The sequence below is a fragment of the Pelagibius sp. genome (genome assembly GCF_028289705.1).
In the GTDB taxonomy this organism is placed as follows: domain Bacteria; phylum Pseudomonadota; class Alphaproteobacteria; order Kiloniellales; family Kiloniellaceae; genus Pelagibius.
Window position 1 is genome coordinate 133,710 of the sequence record NZ_JANQOI010000017.1, and the last position, 12,031, is coordinate 145,740.

General features: G+C 64.8%; 11 protein-coding genes. 10 read left to right on the top strand and 1 reads right to left on the bottom strand.

From position 1 onward, the window contains the following. Positions 1-117 precede the first annotated feature (117 nt). Genes Q0996_RS02225 through Q0996_RS02235 form a run of 3 tightly spaced genes read left to right on the top strand, consistent with a single transcriptional unit; the run spans position 118 to position 4,593 of the window. Positions 118-2,532 (top strand): RND family transporter, encoded by a 2,415-nt coding sequence (locus tag Q0996_RS02225; RefSeq protein WP_299615526.1) that lies wholly within the window; start codon positions 118-120, stop codon positions 2,530-2,532. Next, entirely contained in the window at positions 2,492-3,337 is an 846-nt protein-coding gene (locus tag Q0996_RS02230; protein WP_299615528.1) for an outer membrane lipoprotein-sorting protein, read from the top strand. Before Q0996_RS02225 ends, Q0996_RS02230 begins: the two co-directional genes overlap by 41 nt. A 23-nt stretch (positions 3,338-3,360) precedes the next feature. After that, positions 3,361-4,593, top strand: coding sequence for a hypothetical protein (locus Q0996_RS02235; protein ID WP_299615530.1), 1,233 nt, complete (start codon positions 3,361-3,363; stop codon positions 4,591-4,593). A 48-nt stretch (positions 4,594-4,641) separates the two neighbouring features. On the opposite strand, the gene Q0996_RS02240 is transcribed toward Q0996_RS02235, so the two are convergent. Then, entirely contained in the window at positions 4,642-5,322 is a 681-nt protein-coding gene (locus tag Q0996_RS02240) for a FadR/GntR family transcriptional regulator (protein WP_299615532.1), read from the bottom strand. 274 nt (positions 5,323-5,596) lie between these two features. On the opposite strand from Q0996_RS02240, the gene Q0996_RS02245 reads away from it, so the two are divergent. From Q0996_RS02245 to Q0996_RS02275, 7 genes are all read left to right on the top strand, one after another. Then, complete coding sequence (locus tag Q0996_RS02245) at positions 5,597-6,556, top strand: fumarylacetoacetate hydrolase family protein (RefSeq protein ID WP_299615534.1); 960 nt, start codon at positions 5,597-5,599, stop codon at positions 6,554-6,556. An 80-nt stretch (positions 6,557-6,636) separates the two neighbouring features. Beyond that, positions 6,637-7,641, top strand: coding sequence for an ABC transporter substrate-binding protein (locus Q0996_RS02250; protein ID WP_299615537.1), 1,005 nt, complete (start codon positions 6,637-6,639; stop codon positions 7,639-7,641). Positions 7,642-7,742: 101 nt separating this feature from the next. Beyond that, a complete protein-coding gene (locus tag Q0996_RS02255; protein WP_299615539.1) occupies positions 7,743-8,564 on the top strand; it encodes an ABC transporter permease in 822 nt (273 codons plus the stop codon). After that, positions 8,564-9,373, top strand: a complete 810-nt coding sequence (locus Q0996_RS02260; protein WP_299615541.1) for an ABC transporter ATP-binding protein — start codon at positions 8,564-8,566, stop codon at positions 9,371-9,373. Before Q0996_RS02255 ends, Q0996_RS02260 begins: the two co-directional genes overlap by 1 nt. Positions 9,374-9,383: 10 nt before the next feature. After that, positions 9,384-10,139 (top strand): ABC transporter permease, encoded by a 756-nt coding sequence (locus Q0996_RS02265; protein ID WP_299615543.1) that lies wholly within the window; start codon positions 9,384-9,386, stop codon positions 10,137-10,139. 30 nt (positions 10,140-10,169) lie between these two features. Next, on the top strand, positions 10,170-11,228 hold the full coding sequence (locus Q0996_RS02270; RefSeq protein WP_299615545.1) for an Ldh family oxidoreductase: 1,059 nt from the start codon (positions 10,170-10,172) through the stop codon (positions 11,226-11,228). Between the two features lie 79 nt (positions 11,229-11,307). After that, positions 11,308-11,994, top strand: a complete 687-nt coding sequence (locus tag Q0996_RS02275) for a fumarylacetoacetate hydrolase family protein (protein WP_299615547.1) — start codon at positions 11,308-11,310, stop codon at positions 11,992-11,994. Positions 11,995-12,031: the final 37 nt, after the last annotated feature.

Consider the following 12,031-nt stretch of genomic DNA (forward strand, 5'->3'; position numbering starts at 1 on the left):
AATCACTTGACTCTCGGGTTTCGCTCCGATGTAAACTACACAGTGTAGTTTACTCTTTTATCATCCATTACGGTTAGCACAATCTTCGAAGCTATTGGGACAAATGGGGCGACAGTGATGACGAATTCCACCGAGTCTCAAGGTTTGGGCAGAGTGCAGGATACCGCCAGGCCAGACCCCGGCAAGAGCAACGATGGGGCCCGCGACGGTTGGGTCGTTTCCTATGCCCAGCAGGTGATCCGCCTGCGCTGGCTGGTCATCCTGGGCAGCCTTGTCGTCGCCATCGCCCTGGGCAGCGGTGTTCAGTTCTTCACGTTTTCCACCGACTACCGGATCTTCTTCAGCGAGGAGAATCCGCAACTCCGCGCCTTCGAGGCAATGCAGCAGGTCTACACCAAGGACGACAACATCCTCTTCGTGCTGCAGCCCAAGGACGGTGAGATCTTCAGCCCCGAAGCCCTGACGGCCATTCAGGAACTGACCAAGGCCTCCTGGCAGCTCCCTTTCTCGCGTCGCGTCGATTCCATCACCAACTTCCAGCACAGCTACGCCGAGGGTGACGACCTGACGGTGGAGGATCTGGTCCCGAAGAACCGGGACCTCGACTCCGAGACCATCGCCGCCATCCGCGCCGTGGCGCTGAGCGAGCCTCTCCTGATCAACCGCCTGATCGCCCCGGACGCCCGCACCACCGGCGTCAACGTAACCCTCACGCTGCCGGCGGAGAGCGAGACCGAGGTCCCCACCGCCATGGCCGCGGCGCGGGAGATCGTCGAGGACTTTCGCGCCAGGCATCCCGACATCACGGTCGCGGTGACCGGGCTGGTGGCTCTGAACAACGCCTTCGCCGAGGCCAGCGTCGCCGACCTCTCGATACTGGTCCCTATCATGTACGGCGTCATCATTGCCGGCCTTCTGATCTTTCTGCGTTCCATCGCCGGAACCCTGGTGACGGTTCTGGTGATCGGCCTTTCGGCCGGCAGCGCGGTCGGCCTCTCGGCCTGGCTGGGGATCAGGTTCACCCCACCCTCCTCCATCGCGCCGACCATCATCCTGACCCTGGCGGTGGCCGACTCCATCCACCTGCTGGTGACCCTGCTCCACGCCATGCGCCAGGGCGCCAGCAAGCACGAGGCCATCATCGAGTCGCTGCGGGTGAACTTCCACCCGGTTTTCCTCACCTCCCTCACCACGGCCATCGGCTTCCTTTCCCTGAACTTCAGCGACGCGCCACCCTTCCGCGACCTCGGCAACATTACCGCCATCGGCGTGATCGCCGCCTGGATCTATTCGGTGACCTTCCTGCCCGCCTTTCTCGCGGTGGCTCCGCTGCGAGTGAAACCGCGGGCCGAGGGCCACAGCGATGCCATGCAGCGGCTCGCCGAGTTCGTGTTGCGGCGCCGGCAGGTGCTGCTCTACGGCATGTCGGCGCTGGTCATCGGCCTGGCGGTCTGGATTCCGCGCATCGAGTTGAACGATCAGTTCGTGAACTACTTCGAGCCGAGCATTCAGTTCCGCGCCGACACCGACTTCGCCATGGAGCATCTCTCCGGCATTTACCAGATCGAATTCTCCCTGCCGGCGGCCGCCGAGGGTGGGATCAGCGAACCCGACTACCTGGCCAAGGTGGACGAGTTTTCGGAATGGCTGCGCGTGCAACCCGGTGTCGTCCATGTGCAGACCATCACCGATATCTTCCGCCGCCTGAACAAGAACATGCACGGCGACGACCCGGACTGGTACCGCCTGCCCGACCAGCGCGACCTGGCCGCCCAGTACCTGCTGCTCTTCGAGATGTCGCTGCCCTACGGACTGGACCTCAACAACCAGATCAATGTCGACAAGTCTTCCCTGCGTTTCATCGCCACCCTGGAAAACATGACGACTCGGCAGGCGCGGATTCTAAAGCAAGACTCGGAGGCCTGGATCGCCGAGAATATCCCGGCTTCGGTGACCGAGGCGACCAGCCCCTTCGTCATGTTCGCCTATATTTCGGAACGCAACATCAGGTCGATGCTGACCGGCACGGCCTTGGCACTGTTCCTGATCTCGCTGTCCCTGATCGTGGCGCTGCGCAGCCTCAAGATCGGCTCCATCAGCATCATTCCCAACGTGATCCCCGCAGTCATGGCCTTCGGCTTCTGGGGTCTTCTGGTGGGCGAGATCGGTCTCGCTTCGTCGGTGGTGGCCGCCACCAGCCTCGGCATCATCGTCGACGACTCCGTGCACTTCCTCAGCAAGTACCTGCGCGCCCGCCGGGAACGCGGCGAAAGCCCAGAGGATGCGGTGCGCTATGCCTTTGCCACGGTGGGCCGGGCGCTCTCGGTCACCTCGGCGGTTCTCATCGCCGGCTTCGGCACCCTGGCGCTCTCCGCCTTCGAGCTGAACCAGAGCCTCGGCCTGCTCACTGCCCTGGCGATCTTCGCCGCCCTGGTAGCCGATTTCCTGCTGCTGCCCCCGCTCCTGCTTGCCATCGACAAGGAGAAGAAGCATGTCGATCAACCCGAAGCCGTCGCCCATGCCGGCGACTAGCAAGGCCGCGCTGCTGCCGCTCTTGCTGCTGGCCCTCGCGAGCCCGGGCGCTCCGGCCTTCGGCGAGACGCCGGAGGAAAAGGGCCTCGCCATCGCCGAGGAGGTGGACCGCCGCGATCTCGGGTTCGGCGACACGGCTTCGAACCTAAAGATGGTGCTGTCCAACAAGCAGGGGCAGAGCAGCACCAGAGAGCTGCGAATCCAGACGCTGGAAGTGCCCGAACGCAGCGAGGGCGACAAGTCGCTGATCGTCTTCGATCATCCGCGCGACATCGAAGGCACCGCTTTCCTCAGCTTCACCAAGATCCTGGAGCCGGACGACCAGTGGCTCTATCTGCCGGCGCTGAAGCGGGTGAAGCGTATCTCCTCGGCCAACAAATCGGGCCCCTTCGTCGGCAGCGAGTTCGCCTATGAAGACCTGCTGTCGCAAGAAGTCGACAAGTACGACTATCGCTGGTTGCGTGACGAACCCTGCGGCGAATCGGCGGCCGATCTTATGTGCTTCGTGGTCGAACGCTTTCCGCGCTACGAGAACTCCGGCTATGTGCGCCAGGTCACCTGGATCGATCAGCAGGAATACCGCCCGATGCGCATCGACTACTACGATCGCAAGGATTCCCTTTTGAAGACTCTGACCATGGATCGCTACAACCAATATCTCGGGCAGTACTGGCGTGCCGATGATTGGTACATGGTCAACCATCAGACCGGCAAGACCACCCGGTTGACCTTTGACGAGTGGGAATTCCGGGTCGGCGTGAACGACAGAGACTTCAACCCCAATCGTCTGAAGCGGTTGCGCTAGAGCGGGATGAGCTGGGGGACGTCATGACCGGGGGATGGGCGCTGCGGGGCCTCGGCCTCACCGCGGTTGCCTTTGCGGGCTGGCTCGGCCCGGCCCCAACCCTGGCGCAGGACTTCGACTTCTCCGGATATGTCGCCGGCGAAGTCAGGATCTTCCCCGAGAACCCGCAGTTTTCCCAGCAGGACGGCGCCCACGCTTCGCCCTCTGTGGTGCTGCAGCCGGAGCTGCGCTACCGCTGGAACCGCGGCGACGACCGCATCTCCTTCATTCCCTTCCTGCGCCTGGACGCTGACGACGAGAACCGCAGCCACGGCGATATCCGCGAGCTGAGCTGGTATCACGCCGGGGAGGACTGGGACACGGTCCTGGGCATCAGCAAGGTCTTCTGGGGCGTCGCCGAGTCGCGCCACCTGGTGGACGTCATCAACCAGACCGACCTGGTGGAGAGCCCGGACCAGGAAGACAAGCTGGGCCAGCCCATGGCCAATCTGAACCTGCTGCGCGACTGGGGCACCCTCAGCTTCTTTGTCCTTCCGGGCTTTCGCGAACGCACCTTCCCCGACGACGATGCCCGGCTGCGCGGCGCCATGCCCGTCGCGGTGGGGGATGCCAGCTATGAATCCAGCGCCGAGGAATGGCATGTGGACTTCGCAGCGCGCTATTCCCACTCCTTCGACAACTGGGACCTCGGCCTGGCGCATTTCTACGGCACCAGCCGCGAACCGAGGCTGGTGCCCATCGTCAGCGACAACGGCCAGATGGTGCTGCAGCCGCGCTACGACATCATCCACCAGACCAGCCTGGACGTGCAGTACACCACCGGGCCCTGGCTGCTGAAGCTGGAGGCGCTCACCGCCTCCGGCTATGACGACGAGGACACCTTCTTCGCCGCCGTCGGCGGCTTCGAGTACACACTGTTCGGGATCTTCGAGAGCCATGCCGACCTGGGCCTGCTGGCCGAGTACCTGCACGACGGGCGCGACCCGGGGGCGCCGGCCACGGCCTTCGAAGACGATATCTTCCTGGCGACCCGCCTGGCGCTCAACGATGTGGAAGACACCGAGTTGCTGGCCGGCGTGATCATCGACATCGAGCACCAGGAGCGGGTGTTCAGTCTGGAGTTCGAACGGCGGCTCAGCGACAACCTGAACCTGGAGATCGAAGGTCAGGTCTTCGACAACGTCGACGAGGGCGACCTTCTCAACGGATTGGGCGACGACTCCTTCATCGAAGTCCGCTTCTCCTGGTTTTTCTGAGGATCGTTGGGGCCAATCGTCCCCCGGCCCAGAGACGCTCCGGGTGGCCTATTCGGCTGCCTGGCGGGCGGCCAGCAGGTTGTCCTGCACATGCGACAGATGGCGCCGCATGGCCTGGCCGGCGGCTTCCACGTCGCGCTCTTCGATGGCTTTGACCAAGGCCTCGTGCTCGCCGAAGCTGTGGTGATCCTTGGGCGGGCGGGTGCTCTGGTCGCGCAGGCGGCCCCAGACCACGGCCCGGCGCACCGCATTGAGGGTATCGAACAGCGCCAGAAGCACCGTGTTGTGGGTCGCCTCGGCGACGGTGCGGTGCAGGCGGTTGTCGCTGTTCTCGTACTGGCGCCAGGTCTCCGCGGCACGCGAGGCGGCCAGGCATTGGCGCATCTCCGCGATGTCGCCTGAGGTGGCGTTCAAGGCCGCTTCCCGGGCGATCTGCGGTTCGATCAGCAGGCGGGCATGCATGACGTCGCGGGGATTGGTGCGCGCCGCGATGGCCGCGACGTCGGAGTATTCCTGCACCGGGCGCGCGCCGATGAAGGTGCCCTTGCCGACGTGGCGCCAGAGCTCGCCATTGCTTTCCATCACCGCCAGCGCCTTGCGCAGCTCGCCGCGCGAGACGCCCAGCATGTCGCAGAGCTCTCTTTCCGGGGGCAGGCGGCTGTTGGCCGGCAGGTCGCGCTGCGCCAGATAGGCGCGCAGCTGCGTCAGTGCACCGTGTCCCTTGTCCATACCGACTCCAACCCCGAAAACCGCGTCGAATATAGCGCTACCCGAAAACCAGCGCGAGCCTAGCGGTCGGCAATCAATCGGTCAAATTCACCTAACCAATATAATTCATTTGCCAAACCAATCAAGGATTGGTTAAATTCTCTCCTCAAACAAGAATGCCTGCCGCCCGCTGCACAGAATGCGGGTCAAACCGAGCAGGCCGGGGAGCAAGGACCATGGACCGACAATTCGGACATCTTTGGTACTCTCACACAGCAGTCATGGTCGCCGGCCCATGCGCTTTGTGACCTTCGAGATCGATGGCGGACAACGGCCCGGTCTGGTGATCGAGCCGGGACGCTTCCTCGACCTGCGTCAGGGCTTCCTGCTGGCCCGCGAAGCGGGATCGATCGATCGCACCCTCCCGCTTCCCCTGACGCTGCTCGACATCATCCGGGGCGGCGCGCCGCTGCGCGATATCTGCGAAACGATGCTGCGGGACGCCGAGGCCGGCGGCCTGGCCGGCGCCTGCCACACCGCCTCGGCGGTCAAGCTGCTGGCGCCGATTCCGCGGCCGCCGAAGAACGTCTTTTGCGTCGGCAGCAACTACCGGGCCCATGTGACGGAATCCAGCCGCGCCCAGGGCAAGGAAGACAAGGTCCCCGAGCATCCGGTGTTTTTCTCCAAGCCGCCGACCGCCGTGGTCGGCCCCGGCGGCACAATCCGGCTGGACCCCGGCATATCCCGGAAGATGGACTACGAAGTCGAACTCGGCGTGGTCATCGGCAGGGCGGGCCGAGACATACCGCAAGCCGAGGCCGTCCGCCATATCTTCGGCTTCACCATCATCAACGACATCACCGCCCGCGACATCCAACGCCGCCATGGCGGCCAGTTCCTGAAGGGCAAGGGGCTCGACAACTCCTGTCCCATGGGCCCGCAGATCGTCACCCTCGACGAGCTGCCGAACTTCGACAGTCTGCGGATCAGCCTCAAGGTGAACGATCAGCGCCGCCAGGACGGCAACACCGCCTCGATGATCTATTCCATTCCGCGGCTGCTGGAATCCCTGTCGGAGGGCATGACCTTGGAGCCCGGCGACCTGCTGGCGACGGGCACGCCCTCGGGCGTCGGCTATGCCATGGACCCGCCGTGTTTCCTGCAGGACGGCGACCTCGTCACCTGCGAGATCGAGGGCATCGGCCAGTTGAGCAACACCGTGAGAGACGTTTCCTCGGAGGCCCACGCCGCCTGAGGCAGAAGAAGGAATACGGGCGCGAACGCCCGCAAAGAACCGCATAAGAACCGCATAAGAACCCAAACCGGGAGGAAACCATGAAGAGCAGTTCCGTTTTGAAATCGATCGGGAGCGCCGCTCTTGTCGCGGCCTCGTTGGCTTTCGCCGCCGTGCCGGCACAGGCGCAGAGCAAGGGTTCCATGACCGTCGCTTTCGGCGACGTGCCCGGCGGCGAGATGGTGAATTTCATGATCGCCGTCGCCCGCGCCAAGGAACGCGGTGTCCAGGTGGAGACCACCTTCCTGCAGTCCGAGGATCTGGCCGCCCAGGCCATCGTCAGCGGCCAGGCGGACATCGGCGTCGGCACGCCCTATGCACTGATTCAAAAGGTCAACGCGCCGATCCGCATGTTCTATCAGCTCTCCATGCTGCGCTTCTATCCCGTGGTCAACGGCGAGAAGTATAAGACCTGGAAGGATTTGGACGGCGCCGATGTGGCGGTGCACGGCCGCGGTTCGGGAACCGAGGCGATCATGCAGCTCATGGCCAAGCAAAACGGTGTCGCCTACAAGACGGTGAGCTACGTGCCTGGCTCCGGCGTGCGCGCCGGCGCGCTGCTGCAGGGCCGCATCAACGTCTCCATCGTCGACTACGAGCGCAAGCGGCTGCTGGAGCGCGAGGCACCGGGCAGGTTCGTCTTCCTGCCGCTGCCGGACATCAAGGCCACCGACGAGGCACTCTACGCCAACAAGAACTGGCTTGAGACCGAGAAGGAAGCGGTCGCGATCCTGGTCGAGGAGCTGATCAAGACCTGGCGCGAGATCAACAAGGACCCCGCCTCCATCGCCACGCTTCGCGAGAAGTACAACGTGCTGCCCGATATCGAGCAGATCGAGGTCGAGGAAATGGTGCCGGCCTTCACCCAGGGCGTCGAGATCGACCTCTTCCCCAACAACGGCGGCAGCGCCGAGTCGGTGAAGGAAGACTTCGTCTTCTTCACCACCTCGGGCTCCCTGGACGGCAATGCCGCGGAACTCAAGGTCGAAGACTACTGGTATCTCGAGTCCATCGACGCGGCCCTCGAAAAACTCGGCAGGATGTAGTCCCGAGGTTTCGAAAAGCCCTTCCCAGCACGCCACCGCGCCCCCGCATCGGTCCGCGCGGTGGCGGCTGAGATCGTAACAGGAGGTTTGAGGACCCCTTAATGTCTACGACCGCTTCATCGGCACCGGCCGCCGTGGAAGGGCCCGAGTCCGGCAGGGCCTTTCTCGGCCTCGGCTCGGTCTTCGTCTACCGCCTGCTTTCCGTGATCGGACTTTTCACGATCTGGGAGATCGCCGGCCTGATTCCCATCAGCGTGGCCTTCCCCACCTTCAGCGACACCATGCAGGCGCTCTGGGAGATGACCGCCGACGGCCGGATGACCGATGCCTACGGTGAAACCCTGAAGCCGCTTGCGGTGGGCGTTTCCATCTCGGCCGTCTTCGGGGTCGCCATCGGCGTCGGCATGGGCCTCAACCGCCTGTTCCAGTGGACCTGGGAGCCGATCTTCGTGGTGCTTCAGGCGTCCCCCGTCGCGGCGCTCATTCCGCTGATCACCTATGCCTACGGGATCGGCCTCACGGCGAAGACCGTGGCGGTGATGATCCTCGCCGCCCCGATCATAGTGCTCAACACCTACAAGGCCGTGCGCAATGCCAGCCCGACCCTGATCCAGATGTGCCGCTCCTTCCAGGGCACGCGGCTTCAGGAGATCTGGAAGGTGATCATTCCCAACGCCGCACCGGTGATCTTCGCCGGCCTGCGTCTCGGGGTCGCCGCCGGCTTCATCGGCGTCATCCTGGCCGAATTGCTGATCACGCCGACAGGGATCGGCGATCTCATTTCCTATCACCGCTCGGTCGCCGAATATGCGCATATGTACGCGGCGGTCTTCTCCATCATCGTGTTCTCCGCCGTCATGGTCGGACTGCTGGAAAAAGTCGAGACGAACTACTTCCGGCCGGAAAAGAAGAAAGGTCACTGATGGCTAGCGTCACCGCCATGCAATCGCCGCACGCCGCGCCGGACCCTGCGAAAGACAACATCGTCGAGGTTCGCGACATCACCAAGTTCTACGGCACCGACATTCACGCCCTGGACTCCATCAACCTGGCCTTTCCCACCAGCCAGATGACCACCCTGCTGGGGCCCAGCGGCTGCGGCAAGACCACGCTGCTGAAGATCATCGCGGGACTGCTGGAGCCCACCGCCGGCGAAGTCTTCGTCAAGGGCAAGCCGGTGACCGGGCCGGGGCCGGAGCGGGCCTTCGTGTTCCAGGACTTCGCCCTGCTGCCCTGGGCGACGGTCCTGCGCAACGTCGCCTTCGGGCTGGAGCTGACCCATCAGCCGAAGGCCGAGCGGGAGGAGAAGGCGCGCCAATACATCGACAAGGTCGGCCTGGGCGGCTTCGAGGACAAATACCCTCATGAGCTTTCCGGCGGCATGCGCCAGCGCGTCGGCCTGGCCCGCGCCCTGGCGGTCAACGCCGATGTGCTGCTGATGGACGAGCCCTTCTCGGCCGTCGACGAACAGACGCGCCGCAAGTTCCAGGAAGACCTGCTGCACCTGCTGTCGGTGGAGAAGAAGTCGGTGATCTTCGTCACCCACTCCATCGAGGAGGCGGTCTACGTCTCCGACCAGATCGTGCTGCTGTCGCCGCGCCCGGGCCGCATCCACTCGACCATCCGGCCGGAGATCAGCCGCGACGCGAGCCCCGACGACATCCGCCGCGACAAGGCCTACCTCGATACCGTCGAGGAGATCTGGAACAACCTGCGCAAGTATCTGGACTGAGGACGGCCCCATGGTTCTCTTCGGACATCGCATACCGCCGGCCTACTCGCTGCTGATCTGGATCGGGCTCTGGGAGCTGGCCGGGCGCCTGGAACTGGCCTTTATCCTGCCGCCCTTCTCCAGCGTCATCGCAGAGCTCTGGGTGCTGGCGCAGCGCGCCGACTTCCACGCCGCCGCGCTGCAGACCCTGCAGTCCTTCTTCATCGGCATGGTCATCGCCATCATCGGCGGCGTCGCCATCGGTTTCGCCATGGGGCGCAGCCGGGTGGCCAACAGCATTCTCGGCATGTGGGTGAACATCTTCGCCTCGGCGCCGCTGTCCTCGCTGGTGCCGGTGCTGATGCTGCTGTTCGGCCTCGGCCAGACCACCATCATCGTCACGGTGGTGCTCTTCGCCATCTGGATCATCGCCCTCGACACCTATGCCGGGGTACGCCACATCTCGCCCTCGCTCTCGGAGATGGGCCAGTCCTTCGGCGCCAGCCGCTGGCAGCTCCTCACCAAGGTGCTGTTCTGGGCCGCCCTGCCGGAGATCCTCGCCGGCATCCGCATGGGGCTGATCCGGGCGGTCAAGGGCATCGTCATCGGCCAGCTCCTGGTCTCGGTGGTGGCCCTCGGGCGGCTGTTCCGCACCTTCTCCGACAACTTCCAGTTCGAGGAGTTCTGGGCGCTGACCCTGATCCTCTTCGTCTTCGCGCTGGCTTTCTCCTCGATGATCGGCTGGCTGGAGCACAAGGTCGAATACTATGCGGGCTCGCGCATCTGATCGCCGCCGCAACGCCGCCGGGGCCTTGCCATGAGCAAGGAAATCCGGCGCTACACGGCCTCGGCGCTCGAGCAGTTCCTGCGCTCCGCCTTCGTCGCGCTGGAGGTGCCCGATGCCGATGCGACCCTGGTGGCCGGCCTCATGGTGCGCGCCGATCTCCAGGGCTATGACACCCACGGCAGCTTTCGCCTGCGCCAATACGTCAACCGCCTGCGCGACGGCGGGACCAACCCGCGCGCCGAGGTCCGGGTCGCCCTCGAGAAGGGCTCCACCGCCGTGGTGGACGGCGACAACGGTCTCGGCCACCTCGCCATGCGCTTTGCCACACAGCTCGCCATCGCCAAGGCGCAGGACCACGGCATCGGCTGGGTCGGGGTGCGCAACGGCAACCACGCCGGGCCCGCGGCGCTCTACGTGACCATGGCTGTCGAAGAGGACATGATCGGCCTTTACGGTGCCGTCGGCAGCGCCAACCACGTGCCCCCCTTCGGCGGGGCGGATCTGCTGCTCGGCACCAATCCCATCGCCATCGCCGTCCCGGCCGGCGAGTCGCCGCCCTTCGTGCTGGACATGGCCACCACGGTGGCCGCCGTCGGCAAGATCAAGACCCTGGCCCAGCGCGGCGAACCAATGCCCGAAGGCTGGATGGTGGGCCGCGACGGCAAGCCCCTGACCGACCCGGCGCGCCGGGAGGAGGGTCTGCTGCTGCCCATCGGCGGCGCCAAAGGCTACGGCCTTGCCATGGCCCTCGGCCTGCTGGCCGGAACGCTGAACGGCGCCGCCTTCGGCAGCGACGTCGTGGACTTCACCAAGGACACCACCTCCGCGACCAATACCGGCCAGTTCATCGCCGCCCTGTCGCTCTCCGCCTTCGGCGATGTGACGGCCTTCAAGGCCTCGGCCGATGCGGTCTTCGCGGAGATGCGCGGCGCCACGCCCCTGCCGGATCACGATCCCGTGCGCATCCCCGGCGACCGCCGCGCGGCTCTCTACAATGACAGGCGGGCGAACGGCATTCCCCTGCACCCCAATCTCGTGAAAACCCTGGAGGAGATCGCTGGAGAACTGCAGGTTCCGAAACTAGGTTAGACGAGAGCGCCGCGGGTAGGCGCAGCCGGCACCCAGAGGCCGGCCAAGACCATCAGAGCCATATGGAAGAAGATAGAGCATGAGTTACCTATTCTCCCCCCCACAGCAGGTCGAACTGCCGGTTCGCGGCAATTCGGTGTCCTTTCCCGTCCACCGCATCTATTGCGTGGGGCGCAACTACGCCGCCCACGCCGTGGAGATGGGCCACGACCCGGACCGGGAGGACCCCTTTTTCTTCCAGAAGAACCCCGACAACCTGGTGGTCAACGGGGAGGCCTTTCCCTACCCCGACAAGTCGGCGGATGTGCATCACGAGATCGAACTGGTGGTCGCCCTTAAGAGCGGCGGGCGCAACATCCCCGTCGAGGACGCCCTGGACCACGTCTGGGGCTACGGCGTGGCGCTGGACATGACACGGCGCGACCTGCAGGGGGTGGCCAAGAAAATGGGCCGGCCCTGGGAGGTCGGCAAGGCCTTCGACCACTCGGCGCCCTGCAGCGCCCTGGTGGCCGCCAGCGACATCGGCCACCCCAGCGCGGGCGCCATCTGGCTGAAGGTCAACGGCGAAGTCCGCCAGGAAGGCGACCTGAACCAGCTCATCTGGAAGGTGCCGGAAATGATCGCCTACCTCTCCGGCCTCTTCACCCTGGAGGCCGGGGACCTGATCCTTTCCGGGACTCCCGCCGGTGTCGGCCCGGTGAATCGCGGCGACGTGCTGGAAGGCCACATCGACGGCGTCGGCGAGCTGCACACCAAGGTGGTGTAGGCACGGCCCGCTGACCGCAGCGGCGGCGCCAAGGCTT